The sequence below is a fragment of the Sphingobium sp. SG1 genome, assembly GCF_057063145.1.
On sequence record NZ_JBVVOJ010000032.1, the window covers coordinates 1 to 19,033 of the forward strand.

General features: G+C 60.0%; 21 protein-coding genes and 2 pseudogenes. 10 read left to right on the plus strand and 13 right to left on the minus strand.

What is annotated here, in order from left to right:
• Positions 1 to 293: hypothetical protein (locus AC0KVN_RS26230; RefSeq protein ID WP_483656634.1), on the plus strand; the 293-nt coding region annotated here is incomplete at its 5' end.
• Between the two features lie 637 nt (positions 294 to 930).
• On the opposite strand, the gene AC0KVN_RS26235 is transcribed toward AC0KVN_RS26230, so the two are convergent.
• Genes AC0KVN_RS26235 through AC0KVN_RS26270 form a run of 8 tightly spaced genes read right to left on the minus strand, consistent with a single transcriptional unit; the run spans position 931 to position 8,401 of the window.
• A complete protein-coding gene (locus AC0KVN_RS26235; RefSeq protein ID WP_046195460.1) occupies positions 931 to 1,863 on the minus strand; it encodes a catechol 2,3-dioxygenase in 933 nt (310 codons plus the stop codon).
• 26 nt (positions 1,864 to 1,889) lie between these two features.
• Positions 1,890 to 2,930 (minus strand): 4-hydroxy-2-oxovalerate aldolase, encoded by a 1,041-nt coding sequence (gene dmpG, locus AC0KVN_RS26240; RefSeq protein WP_483656625.1) that lies wholly within the window; start codon positions 2,928 to 2,930, stop codon positions 1,890 to 1,892.
• Positions 2,927 to 3,844, minus strand: a complete 918-nt coding sequence (locus tag AC0KVN_RS26245) for an acetaldehyde dehydrogenase (acetylating) (RefSeq protein ID WP_044663306.1) — start codon at positions 3,842 to 3,844, stop codon at positions 2,927 to 2,929. Before AC0KVN_RS26245 ends, dmpG begins: the two co-directional genes overlap by 4 nt.
• On the minus strand, positions 3,841 to 4,074 hold the full coding sequence (locus AC0KVN_RS26250; protein ID WP_044663305.1) for a 2-hydroxymuconate tautomerase: 234 nt from the start codon (positions 4,072 to 4,074) through the stop codon (positions 3,841 to 3,843). Before AC0KVN_RS26250 ends, AC0KVN_RS26245 begins: the two co-directional genes overlap by 4 nt.
• A 3-nt stretch (positions 4,075 to 4,077) precedes the next feature.
• On the minus strand, positions 4,078 to 4,881 hold the full coding sequence (locus AC0KVN_RS26255; RefSeq protein WP_044663304.1) for a 2-keto-4-pentenoate hydratase: 804 nt from the start codon (positions 4,879 to 4,881) through the stop codon (positions 4,078 to 4,080).
• Positions 4,878 to 5,666: a fumarylacetoacetate hydrolase family protein gene (locus tag AC0KVN_RS26260; RefSeq protein ID WP_044663303.1), complete on the minus strand. Its 789-nt coding sequence runs from the start codon at positions 5,664 to 5,666 to the stop codon at positions 4,878 to 4,880. Before AC0KVN_RS26260 ends, AC0KVN_RS26255 begins: the two co-directional genes overlap by 4 nt.
• Positions 5,666 to 7,192, minus strand: coding sequence for a 2-hydroxymuconic semialdehyde dehydrogenase (locus tag AC0KVN_RS26265; RefSeq protein WP_083434550.1), 1,527 nt, complete (start codon positions 7,190 to 7,192; stop codon positions 5,666 to 5,668). Before AC0KVN_RS26265 ends, AC0KVN_RS26260 begins: the two co-directional genes overlap by 1 nt.
• Positions 7,193 to 7,237: 45 nt before the next feature.
• Positions 7,238 to 8,401, minus strand: coding sequence for a serine hydrolase domain-containing protein (locus AC0KVN_RS26270; protein ID WP_044663302.1), 1,164 nt, complete (start codon positions 8,399 to 8,401; stop codon positions 7,238 to 7,240).
• Positions 8,402 to 8,742: 341 nt separating this feature from the next.
• Here AC0KVN_RS26270 and AC0KVN_RS26275 point away from each other — a divergent pair, with 341 nt between their 5' ends.
• From AC0KVN_RS26275 to AC0KVN_RS26295, 5 genes are all read left to right on the plus strand, one after another.
• Positions 8,743 to 9,447: a GntR family transcriptional regulator gene (locus AC0KVN_RS26275; protein ID WP_052628278.1), complete on the plus strand. Its 705-nt coding sequence runs from the start codon at positions 8,743 to 8,745 to the stop codon at positions 9,445 to 9,447.
• A gap of 191 nt (positions 9,448 to 9,638) precedes the next feature.
• Positions 9,639 to 10,028, plus strand: coding sequence for a 2Fe-2S iron-sulfur cluster binding domain-containing protein (locus tag AC0KVN_RS26280; protein ID WP_232307252.1), 390 nt, complete (start codon positions 9,639 to 9,641; stop codon positions 10,026 to 10,028).
• A complete protein-coding gene (locus tag AC0KVN_RS26285; RefSeq protein WP_152664097.1) occupies positions 10,025 to 10,465 on the plus strand; it encodes a GlcG/HbpS family heme-binding protein in 441 nt (146 codons plus the stop codon). The genes AC0KVN_RS26280 and AC0KVN_RS26285 overlap by 4 nt, the downstream gene beginning before the upstream one ends.
• 127 nt (positions 10,466 to 10,592) lie before the next feature.
• Positions 10,593 to 11,432 (plus strand): fumarylacetoacetate hydrolase family protein, encoded by an 840-nt coding sequence (locus tag AC0KVN_RS26290; RefSeq protein ID WP_044663299.1) that lies wholly within the window; start codon positions 10,593 to 10,595, stop codon positions 11,430 to 11,432.
• Between the two features lie 173 nt (positions 11,433 to 11,605).
• Positions 11,606 to 12,817 carry an IS110 family RNA-guided transposase gene (locus tag AC0KVN_RS26295; protein ID WP_483656633.1) on the plus strand — a complete coding sequence of 404 codons (1,212 nt, stop codon included), beginning with the start codon at positions 11,606 to 11,608 and terminating at the stop codon, positions 12,815 to 12,817.
• Between the two features lie 306 nt (positions 12,818 to 13,123).
• On the opposite strand, the pseudogene AC0KVN_RS26300 reads toward AC0KVN_RS26295, so the two are convergent.
• The 5 genes and pseudogenes from AC0KVN_RS26300 to AC0KVN_RS26320 form a co-directional block, all read right to left on the minus strand.
• Positions 13,124 to 13,708: pseudogene (locus AC0KVN_RS26300) on the minus strand (IS630 family transposase); the annotation flags it as partial.
• A 13-nt stretch (positions 13,709 to 13,721) separates the two neighbouring features.
• Positions 13,722 to 15,281 carry an IS66 family transposase gene (gene tnpC / locus AC0KVN_RS26305; RefSeq protein WP_483656626.1) on the minus strand — a complete coding sequence of 520 codons (1,560 nt, stop codon included), beginning with the start codon at positions 15,279 to 15,281 and terminating at the stop codon, positions 13,722 to 13,724.
• Between the two features lie 61 nt (positions 15,282 to 15,342).
• Positions 15,343 to 15,696, minus strand: a complete 354-nt coding sequence (tnpB, locus tag AC0KVN_RS26310) for an IS66 family insertion sequence element accessory protein TnpB (protein WP_483656627.1) — start codon at positions 15,694 to 15,696, stop codon at positions 15,343 to 15,345.
• Complete coding sequence (gene tnpA, locus AC0KVN_RS26315) at positions 15,693 to 16,124, minus strand: IS66-like element accessory protein TnpA (RefSeq protein ID WP_483656628.1); 432 nt, start codon at positions 16,122 to 16,124, stop codon at positions 15,693 to 15,695. Before tnpA ends, tnpB begins: the two co-directional genes overlap by 4 nt.
• 245 nt (positions 16,125 to 16,369) lie before the next feature.
• Positions 16,370 to 16,690 (minus strand): annotated as a pseudogene (locus AC0KVN_RS26320) (ATP-binding protein); the annotation flags it as partial.
• Between AC0KVN_RS26320 and AC0KVN_RS26325 the strand changes: the two are divergent.
• The 4 genes from AC0KVN_RS26325 to AC0KVN_RS26340 form a co-directional block, all read left to right on the plus strand.
• Entirely contained in the window at positions 16,681 to 16,923 is a 243-nt protein-coding gene (locus tag AC0KVN_RS26325; RefSeq protein ID WP_483656629.1) for a hypothetical protein, read from the plus strand. The pseudogene AC0KVN_RS26320 and the gene AC0KVN_RS26325 sit on opposite strands and share 10 nt — an antisense overlap.
• A 121-nt stretch (positions 16,924 to 17,044) precedes the next feature.
• Entirely contained in the window at positions 17,045 to 17,251 is a 207-nt protein-coding gene (locus AC0KVN_RS26330) for a hypothetical protein (RefSeq protein WP_483656630.1), read from the plus strand.
• 153 nt (positions 17,252 to 17,404) lie between these two features.
• Positions 17,405 to 18,463: a PAS domain S-box protein gene (locus tag AC0KVN_RS26335; RefSeq protein WP_483656631.1), complete on the plus strand. Its 1,059-nt coding sequence runs from the start codon at positions 17,405 to 17,407 to the stop codon at positions 18,461 to 18,463.
• Between the two features lie 333 nt (positions 18,464 to 18,796).
• Positions 18,797 to 19,033: hypothetical protein (locus AC0KVN_RS26340; RefSeq protein WP_483656632.1), on the plus strand; the 237-nt coding region annotated here is incomplete at its 3' end.

The window sequence follows — 19,033 nt, forward strand, 5'->3', positions numbered from 1 at the left end:
ACTTGAAATCCGTCATCGTTCCGTCCGTCCAATCTCCGCCAAGCATGCTCAAGCTTCACGATTTTTGCAACAGAGCCCTCCTGAGTGCGCTCCTAAGAGCACGCTTAAGACCGGTCCCTCACCGCTGCGGCAAGGCGGGACACGCCGGAGGGATACGACATCTTGTGCACGCCGTGATCCACACCGCCGACATCCAGGATCGCGATGGCGCGCCGCAGGTGTTGCCAATTATTCAACAGATGCATCGCTCGATCATGAAATCACGCCGGATAGTTTTGAATCAGGTGGGATGATTGGAGCTCAGCCACAAATCGTCGAGGTGGCCGCATTTCGCAAGATGGTGTGATGTAGTGCGTGTTGAACGGACACAAAACCGGGTTCCGCTGAAGCAAGGCACCAGCGCTCGCAACAGCATGAGCAGTTACGAACCCGTTTCACGCATAAGCCGACATAGCGATCGTTTCCAAGGAGGCGATGGGCGAGATGGCCCTCGCGCACGAAACTTTTGACCGCTACTCGTTGAGGTCCGGATCCTCAGGACAAACCTAAGGTCGCGAACGCCTTGAGCCATCCCGCTCCTGACTACATCATGCGACGGTCTCGCCCCGCCTGTGGAAGCCGTGGGCACGAGTTAGTAGCCAACCTCCAGGCCCCTTCTTACAACTCTTGCGCTCATCACACTCCTAACCCAATGGTGGCGGGGTTTAACCGCCTGACTCGATGCCTTCGATCAGGTGGTGGAGCGTGATCAGTGCCGCCGCCCATGACAGCAGACCGTTCTAAGGGCTGCTCGATCCGAAGAAGTACGGCGTCGCAAGTCTGGGCCGACACCTGTCTCTCGTTCTCGCGAGCGGCACTGAAACATCCTACGCGATCAACGCCACAGGTTTAGAAGCGTCCAATCGGCGACGCCGCCACCGCGGGGTTCGGTCACGTAAGCACATCGAAGAAGCTTTGCCGCATATGATTGTCATGGGTGAAGCCTAGGTGGCCAAGATCGCTGGTGTCCCATACGAGAGTCGGCGTATCGGGATAGTGGACATAGCCTTCGGCGAAGACCTCGTTGCGGTTTCCGGAAGGATCAAAGAAGTAGATCGTGGCACCGCGCGTGACGCCATGGCGGTTGGGTGGCACTTCGACCGGAATGCGGTATTTCCCGATAAGATCCGCCGCCTTGTATAGATCGCCCACCGATTCCAAAAGAAATGATACATGATGGAATTTGTTGGGGTCGGCCTGGAGCTGGAATGCGATATCGTGCGGCTTCGTCGAGCAGGTGAGGAATACGGCCAGTGACATTTCGCTCTCGGCGTCGACGATCTTTTCGCTAAGGTCGAAGTCGAACACCTCGCAGAACAGGCGGGCGCATTCGTCGATATTGGGTCCGCCAAGCAGGACATGGTCCAGCCGGTTGACGCGATAGCCGCGCACCACCCCTTCGTAAGGAATGGCGCCCGGGTTTCGATATCCGAGCGTGTTACCGGTCAGTTCCTTCTCGGCATAGAGCTGGATCGTGTGGCCGCTGGGTGCCGTGAACTGGAGGCGCCGCCCACTCTTCGGGTACACATCTGCGGCAATATGCATGACCGGCAGACCGAAGGCCTCGATCCTGGGCAGAAGCTGCGACAGCGTCGCATCATCGTAGACGCGGAACGCTACATAATCGACGCCCGGCGAATCGGCCTCGCGAAGAATGAAGCTGTGGTGCTCATGATCGTCCCATGGTTTATAATAGACGAGGCCCTTTTCGTCTTCCATGACCTCGTGGAGGCCCATTCTTGCGCCATAATGTTCGCGCGCAGCTGCCATGTCCATCACGCGTATCTGGACCTCGCCCAGTCTCAAAACACCTCTCATGGACATCGTCCCAAATCCTCTCTCAGTCTTGTTCAGGCAGCTTCTTTGGCGCGCTCGCGCGCCATGGTGAGCGCGGTATCTTCGATCATGTCTTCCTGGCCGCCGATCATCTTGAGCCGGCCAAGCTCTACCAATATGTCCCGCGCCGGCACGCCGTAGCGCTTCGCCGCGCGCTTGGCGTGCAGCAGGAAAGTCGAATAGACCCCGACGAAGCCGATCGTCAGCGAATCCCTGTCGACCCGAATGGGTCGGTCCAGCATCGGCACCACGACGTCCTCGGCGGCATCCATCAGCTTGAACAGGTCGCACCCGGTATCGATGCCCATGCGCTCGCACACGGCGGCGAGCACTTCCAGCGGCGTGTTGCCCGCACCGGCGCCCATGCCGGCGAGGGAGGCGTCGATCCGGCTCGCGCCCGCCTCGATCGCGACAATCGAATTGGCGACGCCCATGCCCAGATTATGGTGACCGTGAAAGCCGACTTCGGTCTCGGGCTTGAGCGACTGGCGCAGCGCGTCCACCTGCGCGCGCACATCCTCGGGCAGCATCGTGCCGGCGGAGTCGGTAATATACACCGTCTGCGCGCCATAGGATTCCATGAGTTTCGCCTGAGCGACGATGCCTTCCACCGAATTGAGATGCGCCATCATCAGGAAGCCGGTCGTGTCCATGCCCAGCTTGCGCGCGAATGCGATGTGCTGCGGCGTGGTGTCGGCCTCGGTGCAGTGCGTGGCGACATGGACGCTGCGCGCGCCGCAATCATAAGCCGACTGGAGGTCCTGCATCGTGCCCATGCCGGGGATCAGCAGCACCGACACCTTGGCACGGCTCAGTTCCGGCACGACGGCGCTCAGATATTCCTCGTTTGTATGCAGCGAGAAACCGTGCTGCAGCGAATTTCCGCCGACCCCGGCGCCATGCGTGACTTGCAGCAGCGGAACGCCCGCGCCATCGAGCGCGCGGGCGACGGCGACCATCTGATCGACGGAAATCTGTTCCCGCTTGGCGTGCATGCCGTCTCGAAGCGACATGTCGTGCAACAGGACCTTGCGTCCTTCCAGATGCGATTTCATCGTGCCAACTCCTTTGCCCGGGTCAGTTCGGCGGCTGCGATCATGGGTTCTGCGAAAAATTCGGCCGTGCGCACGGCCGACGCGGTCATGATGTCCAGGTTGCCGGCATATTTGGGCAGATAATCGCCCAGCCCTTCGATCTCGACGAAGATCGATACCTTGTTCCCGTCAAACACCGGGCCGTTCACCAGCCGGTAGCCGGGCACATAGTGCTTCACCTCGGCCACCATGGCGTGAACGGAGTCGTAAATGGCCGTTTCGTCGGGGGCGCTTTGCGTCAGGCAATAGATCGTATCACGCATCATCAACGGCGGTTCAGCCGGGTTGACGATTACCAGCGCCTTGCCGCGCGTGGCGCCGCCCACGGCGGACACCGCACCCGATGTCGTGTAGGTGAACTCGTCGAGGTTTGCGCGCGTACCCGGCCCGATCGATTTGGACGCCGCAGTCGCAACGATTTCCGCATAATCTACCGGCTGCACCCGCGACACCGCATGCACCATCGGGATAGTGGCCTGACCGGCGCAGGAGATCATGTTCACATTGGTCGCGCCTGACGCCGCAATCGCCGCAAGATTGACCGGGGGGCAGCAATAGGGTCCGATGGCGGCAGGCGTGAGATCGATCATCAGCACGCCCAGAGCTGTCAGCTTTGCCGAATTTTCCGCATGGACATAGGCCGATGTCGCATCGAAGGCGATCTTGATGTCGTCGGCCTCCACATGCGGCAACAGCCCGTCCACACCCTCGGCCGTGGTCTTGAGGCCCAGGTCGCGGGCGCGTGCCAGGCCGTCCGACGTCGGATCGATCCCGACCAGCCAGACCGGCTCCAGTACGGCGCTGCGCTGCAGTTTGTAGATGAGGTCGGTGCCGATATTGCCCGACCCGATGATTGCGCAGCGAATGCGGCTCATGACCCTTTACTCCCTTCTATTTTCAATTCGCCCAAATGTCCGGGCGCCTTTTCGCCGACCGTCGTGCCGCCGATCCCGTAATGCTCTGGCGTGAGTTCGTGGATAATGACGCGCACGGCGCTCGCCGGCGCTATCATCGTTGTGGAGACCGCTTCGGTGACAGCGGCCACCATGGCGCGCTTTTGTGCGACGGTGCGTCCTTCCATGATATGAACCTCGACAATCGGCATGGCCTAGTCCTCCTCAACAAAGCGGACGGTCACATCGCCCATGTCCTGGAACCGGGCGCAGATCGTATCCCCGTTCGAAACCAGTCGGGCCTCGCACGCGCCGCCTGTCAGTATGAGCGAGCCGCTGGCCAGTGTTTCGCCGCGCTCGGCAAGCCATCGCGAGAGCATCACGATCGTGCGCGCCGGACTGCCCAGCACCGCGCCGGAAGCCGCTTCGCCCACGATCTCGCCATTTTGCAGGACGACGATGCCTATGGTGCGGAGATCGATCTCGTTCGGGCGCCGGGGCCTGCCGCCGATGACGTAGCGGGCCGAAGAGCTGTTGTCGGCGACGACGCTCGGCAGATCGAACTTATAGTCGGCATAGCGAGAATCGATGATTTCGATGGCAGGAACGATGAATTCGGTCGCGGCAAGCACGTCCGCTTCGGTCCGCAAGCGCGCTGGGATGTCATGCTTTAGCAGGAAAGCGATTTCTGGTTCGACGCGCGGGCGAGACAGCAACTTCGTAGGACAGGCGCCCCCGTCCGGCACCGCCATGTCGGCGGTGATGAAGCCGAAGGTCGGTGTGTCCACCTTCATCTGCGCCATCTTCGCGCGTGACGTCAGTCCCGCCTTGTAACCGACGAGCCTTCGCCCGCGCGCACGCCACCGTTCGCGCAGCAAATCCTGCACCAGATAGCCGCAGGCGATGTCGAAACCCTCATGCTCGGCGGTCGGAAGCGTCAGCGACTGGCCGTTCATCTGGGCTTCGTCGACTCGTTGCGCGATCGCGCTCAGCGCCTCCTGGCTCAAGCTGATGGTCATTGGAAGGATACCTCGCAACTGCCAAGGCCGCCGAAATGGGCGACGACTCTGTCTCCCGCCACGACCGGCACCAACGCGGCGAGCGAACCGGAGAGAATGACCTCACTGGCGCGAAAGGTGACGCCCAACTCGCCCAGTCGATTGACCAGCCAGACGACGGCGTTGACCGGCGAACCTTGGACGGCCGCGCCCACACCGGTCGCCGTCAACTCGCCATTCCTTTCGATCAGCATGCCTACCAGCGTCAGGTCAATGTCGCGCGGATCGACCGGCGTATCGCCCAGCACATAGGCGCCGCAGGATGCATTGTCCGAAATCGTGTCCTGGATGCGAATGTCCCAGTTGGTGATCCGGCTGTCGACGACCTCGAAACAGGGCACCACATGCGCAGTGGCTGCCAGCACATCGACGGCAGTCAGCCCCGGCCCCGCCAGATCATGTTTGAGGATGAAGGCAATCTCGCCCTCGATGCGCGGCTGGATCAACGTATCCATCGCCAGCACAGCGCCGCTGCGATGCGCCATGCTGGCGGTCAGCTGGCCGAAATCGGGTTCGAACACCTGCATCATGTCCTGCACGGCCTTCGATGTGACGCCGATCTTCTTGCCGACGATACTGTCCCCGGCTGCGACCATGCGCGAGACCATGCGCTCCTGGATGCGGTATCCGTCCGCGATTGTGATGCCCGCCACGCGGTCACGCAACGGCGCTACCGCAATCCGGCCACTTAACGCATCAAATAGCTCGTCGCCGCAGCGCTCTATAGTCTGAGTATCGAGGGCCATCAGAGCTTCACACAGATATTACGCAGTTCGGTATAGAATTCGAGCGAGTGGACTCCGCCCTCGCGGCCGATGCCCGACTGTTTCGATCCGCCGAACGCCGTGCGCAGGTCACGCAGGAACCAGCTGTTCACCCAGGCGATGCCGACCTCGATCCGGCTCGCCACGCGATGCGCGCGGGACAGGTCCCGGGTCCAGATCGTTGTGCCCAGGCCATATTCGGTATCGTTGGCATGCGTGACTGCCTCTTCCTCGCTGTCGAACGGCGCGATGTGGCAGCAAGGGCCGAAAATCTCCTCACGCATGACCGCAGAATCTGCGGGAAGGTCCGTCCAGATAGTGGGCTGTATCCAGGACCCCCCGGCCAGCTCGTCCGGCAATTGTGGGATGCCGCCGCCAGTGACGATCGTGGCGCCATCGGCGACGGCGCGTTCATAATATCGCATAACCTTTTGGCGATGCTCCTGGTTGATGAGCGGCCCCAGCGTCGTTGTGCGCTCGCCGGGCACACCGACCGCCAGTGCCTCGGCCTTTACCTTAAGCGCTGCGACGAAGCGATCGAAGATCGGCCGCTCGACATAGACCCGCTCGGTGCCTAGGCAGACCTGACCGCAATTGATGAAGGTTGCCCGCGCGATGCCGTCCACCGCCGCGTCGAAATCGCAGTCGGCAAATACCAGGCCGGCATTCTTACCACCCAGTTCGAACGACACGTCACGGATACCGCCGGCGGCGGCGCGCATGATCGCGGCGCCCGTGGTAGTTTCGCCAGTGAAGGTGATGGCGTCCACCTGCGGATGTGTGGTGAGATATTCGCCGGCCGATCCGGCGCCACGGCCATGCACCACATTATAGACGCCATCGGGAATGCCGACAGCGGCGCAGACTTCCGCAAGCAGGGTTGCTGTTCCCGGCGTTTCTTCCGAAGGCTTGACGATGACGGTATTGCCGCAGGCAAGCGCCGGCGCAACCTTCCACGTCATCAGCAGGAGCGGGGCGTTCCAGGGGCAGATGACGCCGATCACGCCCTTGGGCACACGCAGCGCATAATTGAGGGCGCCGGCGCCGTCCGGGGTTGGCATCATGAAGGATTCGGTGGGTACATTCTTCACTAGATCGGCGAACATGCTGAAATTCTCGGCCCCGCGCGGAATGAAGGCATGCTCCATGACCGATCGGGGCTGGCCGGTGTCGGCCATTTCGGCCTCGACGAAATCCTGGAACCGACGCGTGATCTCCGCCGCGACAGCGTGCAGCAGGCGGGAGCGCTCGGCGACTCCCATCTTGCCCCATGGGCCATTCAGCGCCGACTTGGCAGCAGCAACCGCCGCATCGATTTCCTTCTGCCCGCCGGCATAAACTTTGCCGGTTATCTGTCCATTGGCCGGATTAATATTAGGGAAGCTGGTCTCGCTGCCGACGAAGCGTCCGTCGATGAAATGCTGAAACTGCCTGGGCGCTCCCGCCGCCACTTCATGCGCAGGATTTGCGGCTGGCTGATCGTCCAAGATCGAAAGAAGAGTATCCATGCCTGTGTCTCGCTCAGAAATTTAAAGTAAGAATGCGTGGCCGCATCACCGAACCCAGACGCCCGAAGCATCCGACGTGAAGCCAACCGCCCGGTAGGCGGCATCGACGAGCGACTGGCCCCGCTCGTTCAGCGCGACACCCGGCCCGAGCCTGTTCATGACATAGCCGAAAGACATGCGCGCTTGCTCGTCGGCAAAGCCAATGCTGCCGCCCATACCAACCGCACCAAAGGCCTGCTCGCCCAGGATCGCGTAACTGCCCGCGCCATCCTGCCGCCGGCCCCAGCTCTTGCCGAATCCATAGCTGAACGCCGTTGCGATCCGCAGCATACTGTCGCAGGCCGACGCCGACCTTGTGTTGCGCATGAGCGGCAGGGCTTCGGGGCCGACGAGGCGTACGCCGTCCAGCGATCCGCCGACCGACAGGGGGGCATAGAGGCGGGCAAGCCCGCGCGCAGTAGCGACGCCTCCGGCAGCCGGCAGTTCCGCCGCCCGGAAGGCTCGTGCATTCAGCATCTCCGGTGCGAATAGATCGCCGACATTGGTCGCCATCTTGCCGCCGATCCAGTCGGGTTCGGCAATGATCTTGGCGATCATCGGTGCGCTGCTATCGGGCTCGGCGGGGATCAGTGTGGCGACCCGTGATTCCTCTTCCTCCGGCAAACCGAACCAGATCTCGGCGCCTAACGGACCCGCAATCTCCTGCTGCGCGAATTCGCCGATGCTCATTCCGGTGATCCGATGGACCAGTTCACCCCAGAGGAAACCGATGGCGATGCCGTGATAGCCGTGCACCGTACCGGGTTCCCAGATCAGCGGCTCCTGCGCCAGCATCCGCGTGGCGAGCTCCCAGCCCAGCAGTCCGCCGGGCGGCACCTCACTCTGCCACAGGGGAAGGCCGAGTTGGTGGCTCATGGCGAGTGCGACCGTCGCCTCGCCCTTGCCGTTGGCGGCGAATTCGGGCCAGTAGCGGGCAATCGGCGCGTCAAGATCGAGCAGGCCGCGATCGATCAGCACATGCAGGCATGCCGCTGCCAGCCCCTTGCCGGCCGAAAATATGGTGAGCGCCGTTTCCCTGTCCCACGGCTTGCCAGAAACGGGGTCGGCGATACCGCTCCACAGATCGATCACCGGTTCCCCGTCCAGGTAGATGGCGACGGCCGCGCCCACCTCTCCATGCTCGCGGAAATTACGTTCGAACGCCTCCATCACTGGCGTGAACCTGTCGTGGCAGAAGCCCGTGATAACGGGGCCGTGACCAGTTATCTGGCTTTGGACATTCATAGGGATCAGTCTCTCCAATGCAGTTGTCCAGCTCGCCTGCGGGCGTGAGACACGATCCGCCGATCCGTTCGATGCTCGCATCATCCTCGCAGAAGCGGCCTACGGTCCGCCATCGTCACCTCTACAGTCGTCGAGATTGATTCTCGAGATTATGTACAAACATCGCAGATTCTTGAAAGACTTGTCAACACTCGTTTTATCCCGATATTCTGGTTATGCCGAATATGGTCGGTCTGAGTCAGGCATTGCAGGAGTGCGCGCATAACATGGCTAGTCATCCAGTGATTATGTCGCCTAGCGATGCGCAAGGCGGGCAACCGCCCAAGACGCTGGTCTCGACCACGTATTTGGCGCTGCGCAAGGATATCATCCAGGGACGCCTCGCCCCAGGATCGAAGCTACGTGCCGAACATCTCAAGGACGTGTATAATGTTGGGGCCGGCACGTTGCGGGAAGCACTCTCTCTCCTGGCGTCAGATGCACTGGTTGTCATCCAGGGACAGCGGGGCTTTCGCGTCGCCGCGATGTCTCCTTCCGATTTTCACGATATCACGGAAACGCGGATTGTATTGGAGTGCCAAGCTTTGCGCTTGTCCATCCACGTCGGAGATGACGAGTGGGAATGCACCCTAACAGCTGCTTTCCATAGGCTGAACCTTGTCGAGCAACGTTTCCGCGCGAATCGAAACGAGATGTTCGAGGAATGGGAGTCAGCGAACAAGGGGTTCCATGAAGTGCTGATTTCGCGATGCGGCTCGCCCTGGACGCAGCATTTCTTGAAGGTGCTGTACAACCAAGCGGAGCGCTATCGTCGGGTTCTGCTGCCCAACCGGCCCGAAAGCCGGGATGTACATGCAGAACATGAAGCGATATTTTCTGCTACAATGGCGCGCAACGAAGATGCAGCATGCGATCTTCTCTCGAGCCACATCCGCTACAATCTTGAACTCTACAAGAAGCTCGATGGCTAGCTTCCATCACTCTTTTACAGGGCAGCAAAATGCTGGCCGGGGGCTTCGATGCCGGCGATCTGGCCGAGACGGCTCTCATTCGTGAGCCATTCTACTCGTCGCGACCACCAGCCTGTTCGTCCTCCGCGATTCTTATTGTTGCTTCCGCGTTCGATGGAGAGCCGGGCTGTCGAAAATGTCGAAGGGTAGATATGAGTAAGATGATGACGACTGCACCATTTGAGGAAAATCCAAGTTTGGATAATGGGGACATCTCTTCAGTTCACACCATATCCATTCCGTCATTAGACTTTTCTTTTCGGGCTGATGGCCAAACTAATATTTTGGTCGCAATGATTGCAGCCCAGCAAAATGGAATCGCGATCGGATGTCGGAGCGGGGGGTGCGGTGTGTGCCGTATCCGCGTGGTGAAAGGCCATTATCTGGTTGCGCAGCCTATGAGTCGGCAGCGGATATCGCCGGAGGATGAGGCACAGGGCATTGTTCTCGCCTGTCGTGTCGTGCCGCGCTCCGACATGATCGTGGTCCCAATGCCGTTCATTTCTGCTCGTCCGCGCATTCCTGGGAGTTCCATATTATGAACGGTTGGCTTGAAATGCAGGCGGTACCCGGCGTGCTCGCCGTCCGCGGCATGCTGGATGCGGCGATTTTATATGCTGAGGAGACGGGCATGCGAGTTAATGTCGCCATTGTCGATGTCGCTGGCAACCTGGCGGGCTTTTTGCGGATGCCGGGAAGCTTTCTTGTCTCCAGCGATCTTGCAATCGATAAGGCGTGGGCTGCTGCAAGCTTTGGGATCCCGACCCGCACGCTCTCGGCGACGCTAGAGGGCGAGCCACGTGCCGTGCGCGAGGGATTGTTGCGTCGTCCCAGGGTGACTGAAGTTCCCGGCGGGCTTCCAATTCGTGTAGATGGGGTATTGGTGGGAGGAATCGGCGTATCCGGCGCTAGTCACGAACAGGATGAACGATGCGCTAACGCCGGTCTCGCGATCCTCCAACACAAAGGTCCTACTTGATGGCGCGCAGGTGCGAGAGCATTCCAGCGAGCGCAAGCGTTCATATCGAGCTTTCCCTTCCGATCGATAGGCGCACGTTCCCCTTTATTTTTCGATGTCAGGCGTATATTTTGCGGAGAATCCAAATATGAAGCTTGTGCGATTTGCGACCGACGATGGCGTCCGTCTCGGTGTTGCGAGCGGAAACGGTATCCGCGATATCACAGATTATTGCGGCACGACCTCGATGCGCGCTGCCCTGAGCCAACTGGGAAGGCTGGGGGATGCCAATCTCGAAGCTATGCCGTGGCATGCCTTGGCGGACATCGCGCTCAAGGCGCCTATTGCCGATCCGCAGAAGATCCTCGCGATCGGCATGAACTATCAGGCGCATGCCCAAGAAGCCATCGACGCGGGCATTCCCGTGCCGGAATATCAGCTCTGGTTCAACAAGCAGGTTTCCTGCCTAACTGGACCGACCGATCCCATCATTTTTCCATCCGTGTCTACGCAGTTGGACTATGAGGCAGAGTTGGTCGTCGTGATCGGCAGGCGCTGCCGCAATGTCACTCGTGAGGATGCTCGCTCCGTGATTGCCGGCTACATGGTTGGGAATGACGTCTCCGCGCGCGATTGGCAGCACAGGACACCCACCTTTACGCTCGGAAAATCGTTCGACACACATGGTCCGATCGGTCCCTGGATTCTGACGGATGACGAAGTCGAAGATCCCCACGCTCTGACTCTGCATCTGAGTGTGAATGGCGAAGAGCGTCAGCGCACCTCGACCGGCGACATGATTTATGACATCTACGAACAAATCGTCTACCTTTCGACCGTTATGACGCTAGAGCCGGGCGATCTGCTATTCACCGGCACGCCTTCTGGCGTGGGCGCTGCGACCGGCAAGTTGCTGAGGGTCGGAGATGTTGTACGGGTCGAGGTCGATGGCCTAGGTGTAATCGAGAACGACGTTGTGTCAGAATAGAGTGAGAGAAAGGTGTTATCAGTTACTTATGCCTTCATTGAAATAGCCGCCCTAGTAATGCCCTGAGCATCGGTCCTCTTTATTTCGATACTTTAGAGATCCTATGGGAGGTGAACGGCGAGCAGCACTCTGCCAGATTGTTCTCGCCAAAAACCACCTGGGAGATCGTCGGCATGCCTATCGCAGCTCACCGTGCAGAAGTGTCGTCCGCCGTTCGCGTCGATCTTAGCGCGATTTTCGTCTCACTTGAATTAAGTCAATCAAAGTGGCTTATCACATCGTTGTTGCCTGGAAACGGCGAGAAGCTATCGAGGTTCACCATTGTTGGCGGTGATGTTGCTGGATTGCTCTCCCGCTTTGCTGACCTTCGGCGGAAAGCCCAAGCCCGCACTGGGCAACATTTCCCATTGATCGTCATCCAGGAAGCGGGACTTGATGGCTTCTGGATTCACCGTGCTCTTGAAGCCGAGGGAGTCGAAAGCCACGTCGTCGACCCGGCCTCGATCGCGGTGTCGCGACGCAAACGCCGCGTCAAAACCGACAGGGTTGACGGTGAGATGTTGATGCGGGCGCTACTGGCTTACAAGCGCGGCGAACCTCGGGTGTGTGCAATGGTGAGAGTACCGACCCCTGACGAGGAAGATCGTCGTCGCATTTCACGCGAGCGCAAATCCCTGACGAATGAGCGGATCCGGCACGTTAACCGGGTGAAGGGACTGCTTTTTGGTCAAGGTATCAAAGGTTATGAGCCTGTTCGTCGAGACAGGCGCCAGCGGCTCGATGAGCTCCAGACCGGCGACGGGCGACCGCTTCCTGCGCATCTGAAAGCTCAGATAAGTCGGGAACTTGACCGTCTTGAGCTCGTCATGGACCAGATTACGGCGTGCGAGCAGACGCGAGATTCCCTACTGATCGAGCCCGTCTTTACTTCCGCAAGCAACAAGCGGGCGCGCACGATAGAGCCGGTTCCATCCTTTCCTTCGGTCCCCAATCTCCTACTCAAACTGAAAGGGATTGGACCGGAGATAGCGTCTGTGCTGTGGCTCGAGGGACTGTCCCGACAGTTCGATAACCGTCGACAGGTTGCGGCTTACGCGGGGCTTGCGCCCTCTCATTGGCAAAGTGGCAAAATCGATCACGACCAAGGAGTGTCAAAGGCAGGAAACCCGAGGCTGCGCACGAGCCTCATTCAACTGGCGTGGCTATGGGTCCGGCATCAACCGCACTCCGCGCTGACAATCTGGTTCAGTAAACGCGTTGCTGATAGTGGTGGGCGTCAGAAGAAGACAGCTATCGTCGCGCTGGCCCGCAAATTGCTCGTTGCGCTATGGAAGTACGTCAATGCCGGTGTGGTAATTGAAGGCGCCATAGTACAGGAAACTTAATCTTCATGTGATTTAGTGATCTTCCAGGACAAGATCGGTCCTGGTGGATGCAAGGCAGGCGAACCGGAAAAACGTATGGCCTAAACTGCCGCTCTAAGAGAAAGGTTTCGCCACCTTGAGCTCTAGTCCGCCGCACGCGGGATCTTGGTACAGCTGACTGCGCAGCTGACCGCATATAAGTTGGATAGGGCTCGGTAACGAGCCGCGTCACGCAATCGAGCTCTTACTTGCATCCAGACAGAAGAAGGAACCCAAAAAGTGAACTAAACAATTGAGCTTGATCCTCCTCATATAAGCGTTTTTCGATCATTCTGGATCATATCCGCACGAGCTGAAGTAGTTGACACATTCCATGGGCTGGAAAATATCGACGAGTTTGCCGATCAGGTCCCACAGGCCGTTGACGGTTCGCTCTTCGGCCTTTCGCAGCATGGCTTTGAGTTTGGAAAAGGCTTTCTCAATCGGATTAAAGTCCGGGCTGTATGGTGGCAAAAACCGTAGTGTTGCGCCCGCCGCTTCGATCAGTTCGCGCACGGAAGCGCGCTTGTGGCTCGACAGGTTGTCCATGATCACGACATCACCGGGCTGCAAATCGGGTAAGAGGACTTGGGCCACATAGGCTTTGAACCAGTCCCCGTTGATCGGGCCGTCGAGCACCATCGGCGCGACCATGCCGGTTATACGCAATCCGGCTACCAGCGTGGTGGTTTTACGGTGACCATGCGGAAAGCCCATCCGCAAGCGTTCGCCTTTCCGGCAGCGGCCATGGCTGCGGGTCATGTTGGTCGCGGTCCAGGTTTCATCGATGAACACGAGCCGCTCGGGATCGAGGTCGAGCTGGCCGTCGAACCAGTCGTGCCGCTGCTTCAGGACGTCGGGCCGGTCCTGCTCGGTACGCGTGTGGTCATGACCCTCGGATTTGGAGCGGTACCCAGTTCCAGGGCAAGAGCTGATCGATATCCTTGGCAGGATGATCTGCGATGCGCTGTATGATGTCGGTAAGATAGGCCTGTGGGTTGATGCCGTTGAGCTTTGCAGTCTGGATAATGGTGTAGAATATAGCGGCACGTGTTCCGCCGGCGTCGGAACCCAGGAAGGTCCAGTTTCGGCGCCCAAGGGTCAGCGGACGGATGGCGCGCTCGGCAGCGTTATTGGATATTTCAAGACGGCCATCGAGAGTATAGCGCGTCAGGGCTTCCCAGCGTTTGAGGCAATAGCGGAACGCCTTTGCCAGATCGCCTTTTTGACTAATCCGGTTGAGACTGGTTTTCATGAACGCCTTGAGATCGGCTAGGAGCGGAACGCTGCGCTCCTGGCGCGCGGCGAGACGGATCTGAGGGTTTTTCCCGTTGATCTCGCGCTCGATAGCGAACAGATCGCCGATCTTTTCGAGAGCGGCTGTAGCGAGGGCGGATTTGGTTTTGGCATGGTCGTCGAAGATGCCGCGACGCGCGTGGGCCCAGCAGGCAACCTCAAGCAGTGTCGCATTGCCCTGGGCGTCTGGCTGATAGAGTTTGCCAAAGCCGGTGTAGCCATCGGCATGAAGATAGCCGCGACAGGGCGCCAGCAAGGCATGTGCATGTTCGCCTCTCCTGTTGGGCGAGTAATGATAATAGGCGGCGTGGGGATTGGATGATCCCCAAGGCTTTTCATCACGTACGACGACCCAGAGCTGTCCCGTCTTCGTCTTTCCTTTGCCAGGGTCCTGAACCGGTATCGGGGTGTCGTCAGCATGGACGCTGGGGCCTGCACGGGCATAGTTGCCAATGGCCTGCGCCAACGGCGTCACCAACCAGGCTATTTTGCCAACCCATCCGGCCATGGTTGATCGATCCAGATCGACACCTTCACGGGCATAGATGTCGGATTGGCGGTTGAGCGGGGTATGGTCGCAATATTTCGAGATGATCACATGTGCCGCCAGGCCAGGTCCCGGCCTACCACGCTCGATTGGAAGCGTTGGCATCGACGGCTGGGTAATATTCTCGCAGTCACGACAACTCAGCTTGGGCCGGACATGCACAACAACCTTGAAGTGCGAAGGCACATATTCCAGCACCTCCCGGCGATCATCATCGATCTTGCGCAGCCGCTCGGAGCCACAAGCTGGGCATGCGCTGTCGCCTTCATGGTCGACGACCTCGCGTGGGAGATGTCCTGGCAGTGGCTTGCGATTGCCTTCCCTGGCGGGCCGGTCAGGCGGCGGCACTGATGCCGCAGCAGCAGCGCGTGCCTCATTTTCCGCTTCGCCCTCTTCCAGATCCCCAATAATGAGCTCAAGCTGTTCGATCTGGCGGTCGAGCTTCTCGGATGACTGGCCAAAACGGGTTCGCCGCAGGGTGGCCAGTTGCGCCTTGAGCTTTTCGATATGCAGGGTTTTGGCGTAAAGTTCGCTCTGCAGCAGTGCTGCAAAAGCCCGCAGTTCTTCGGGGTCAGTAGGCAATGTCGCGGTCGCCAGAGACATGGCGACTTATACCAGAAGGTCGATGTCGCTGCTATGATAATCGACGATAATCCGCCATTTTCTAGACTGTTTGCGGCACTTTTACGGGCTCGGCAGCGACCGTGCGCCGCCAGTCAATGCCTTCCAGAAGAAGGGCCAGCTGCGCCGCGCTCAAGGCAAGGCGTCCCTCCACTATCGGCGGCCAGACAAAGCGACCGGCTTCCAGCTTCTTGGCAAAAAGGCACATGCCAGAGCCGTCCCATACCAATATCTTGATCGCATCGCCGCGCTTCCCACGGAACACAAAGAGCGCGCCGGAGAACGGGTTGGCGCCAAAGCCCTTTTCGACAAGGCTGGCTAACCCATAAATCCCGCGCCGCATATCCACAGGCGTCGTTGCCAGATAAACCTGCGCTCCAGTTGGCGGTGTGATCATGCCGCCGCCCTCAGCGCGCACAGAACCCGAACCAGTGCTCGTTCATCAACATGGGCATCCACGAAGATCCTGGTCCCGCCAGGCAAGCTGAGCTCCATCAAACCGTGTCGGTCGCCAGACGGGGATAGGTTCGTATCCTTCGCTAGGCTCACCGGCACAAAATTAACGTCTGCCGCCAAAGGCAGCGCCAAGGTTCTACCGGATCGTTTGAACTTGCGCCGCCAATTCCATAGCAGGTTCGCGTTCACACCATATTCCCGGGCAACACCGGCTATCGACGCGCCTGGCGCAAAACTTGCCCGAACAATCTCATCGCGCTCAGCATCGCTACGGTTTAACCGACGCCGCTTCCGCCACGCGTCTCGTCCCTCTTCCCCAGGACCTTCCTGTCCACTCATTTTGATGTCCATCAATCCGCAGATGGACATTTCGCGCCCACACCCAACCAATACACTTCAGATCCATTTTTCAAAGGCGGCCCTCACCAAACGCGTACCCTTGTCAAACGGCGCGCAAACGGGACCCCATATCGGCGTTGAAGAGGGACCCCCTTTCCGGGATTGAGCGGAGGTTTTGGGGAGCGCCCTGCGCTGTGTGCGGCGGAGGTCGGGCGTAGCCCGGCCGGAGGCGCGCACAGCGCAAGTCGGTTTTGAAGAAGGGGTGAGAGTGGCGGCTAACTGCGGTTTTTGAAGCGCCAGCTGTCATTGCCGGTCTCGACGATATCGCAATGATGCGTAACGCGGTCGAGCAAGGCGGTGGTCATCTTGGGATCCCCGAACACGGTAGGCCATTCGCCGAAGGCGAGGTTGGTCGTGATGACGACGCTGGTGCGTTCGTAGAGCTTGCTGATCAGGTGGAACAGCAACTGGCCACCAGAGCGCGCGAACGGCAGATATCCAAGCTCATCAAGCACCACCAGGTCGAGCCGCGCGAGCTGTCCCGCCAGGGTCCCGCCCTTGCCGATCCGGGTCTCCTCTTCGAGGCGTGTCACCACGCTTTCCGCCCGAATGGCCGGATGTCAGCGCCGACCATGTCCCGCTCGACGCCCATGCCGCGCAGAGCGATGTGCTGCCTGATCCGAAAAACGCTGAGATCCTGGGCGGTATCAACGATGGTGAGGGTCTGCAGGCGATGGCGGTCGCGATCTACGGCTCGACCGTCGGCCCGATGCCAGCACCTATCACGGCACCTGGCCGCTCGACCGCAAGCGCGGTCGAAAACCGGTGAAAGCAACGATGTCATCGCCAACTGGGGCTGACGTCCGCTCGATGATCCGGTGCCGATTCGAATCTGGCCCGCGCGCTCATGCTTGGCGCAACAGTTAAGCATGCTGCGGTAGGTTTTGCCGATGGCCAACCTAGCGAACCCGGCCCCCGTGATCCCCTGCGCAAACGACGCGATCCTGATTCTTGACCGTGCTCACGGGCTGTTCGCGAATCTGCAATCGACAGCGGAACGCCCTGCCCGTGAGGGGCTTGAAGCCGCATTCTGGCGATATTTCAACGAAGCCTGGACCGTCATCCTTCACCTCGAAAGCGGGCAGATCAGCGACTAGGGCTTAACGCAGTTTATGGTGCATCCGCGGCCATGCGGAGTAGGCATGTCCTTGTCCCTTTTCGGATTTTTCAATATGAGCTGCTGTGCGTGACCCCCATGAGGAGCTGCGTCGGCCGCATAAGGCCGTTTCAAGCAGGTCGTCGTGAGGAATATGCCCGCGGGTTCTAACAGCGCATTGCAGGCGAGTCTTGCCCGAAGCGAGGCCCGTGAAGCGATCAGCCGGCGCGAGGCATTTGAGGCGAGTGCGTGGCTTGCCGCGATCGTGGACAATAGCGATGACGCCATCCTCTCCAAGTCGCTCGACGGTGTCATCATGAGCTGGAACGCCGGGGCGGAGAAACTCTTCGGTTACACGGCAGAGGAAGCGATCGGGCGACCGATCACGATCATCATCCCCGAAGACCGGCTCCATGAGGAGGATACGATACTCGGCAAGCTTCGCGCTGGCGAGCGGGTCGCCAATTTCGAGACGGTCCGTCGGCGCAAAGATGGCAGCTTCATCGACATCGCCCTGACGGTCTCGCCGGTGAAGGATGCTGAGGGCCGCGTGCTGGGCGCCTCCAAGATCGCCCGTGACATCACCCCCAATCGCCGTGCGTCCGAGCACCAGGAGCTCCTTCTCAGGGAGATGAATCACCGGATCAAGAATCTTTTCGCCCTGACGACAGCGTTGGTGTCGATCAGCGCGCGGGAAGCTAATGATATCGACGAGCTGACCGATGATCTGACAGCGCGGATCAATGCGCTGGCGCAAGCTCACGCCCTGACGCTGCCTGACCTCGCCCGCGAGAAGGTCGAGGACGCCAAGACGACGTTGGTCGCGCTACTGAAGGCGATCCTCGCCGCGCATGAAGGGCGCGGGGCATCGCGGATCATGATCGAGGGCGAGGACACTGTGATCGGCGCGCACGCCTTGCCAACGATCGCGCTGCTGCTGCACGAGCTCGCAACGAACGCGGCGAAATATGGCGCGCTCGCCTCAGCCGAAGGCCAATTGGCGATAACCATCACCATTGCCGGCGGGGGCATGACGATGACGTGGCGCGAGACTGATGCGCCTGAGCGCGCGGGATCGGCGATCTCGGACGGATTTGGAAGCCGGCTCGAGAAAGCGAGCGTTGCAACCCTGCATGGCGCAATCGAGCGGACCTGGCTGGCTTGCGGGCTGGACATCCGGCTTCAATTCCCAGTGGCCGATCTCACTCGCTAGAAGGCGGGGTTTCGGGCGCGCCGCCCGTGCCTCGCAACAGTGCGCTGGCGCGATCGGGCGCCTCCTTCGTCGTCATCGACAGCGCCTTGACCTCTGATGCGACGACCGCGAATCCCTTGCCTGCGTCGCCGGCGCACCGTGCAAGCCTCGCCGAGGGAGAGAGGGTGGGCAAGTGCGGAAGGGGACAGCTATAAGGGCCACGCCCGTCGCTCCGCATGGCGGCCGGCGCCGCGCTGGTAACGCGACAGATGAACGAAGTTCCTGCTGGTGGTGCGGCATGGGCAGGGGCTCCCGTTTCCGCGCTCGATCGCGGCGAAAGTGATTTTGATGCCGTTGGACGATACGACGATCGCCGCGTGGCTCGCGGCCATAGAACGATTTCGCCAGACCCGTAGCGCGTGGGCGGAGTGGAACAGCCGCAATCCATACCCAAAAGAGGGGACTCTCCCCAAAGACCTCGACCTGGAAGAGGAGGCCGCGATCCTCGCAAATTGGCCCAGTCGGCCCGAAGCTGCGATTTTGGTCATCTTGGAGAACACGTCGGGAACGGGCTGGTTGTTGTTGACGATC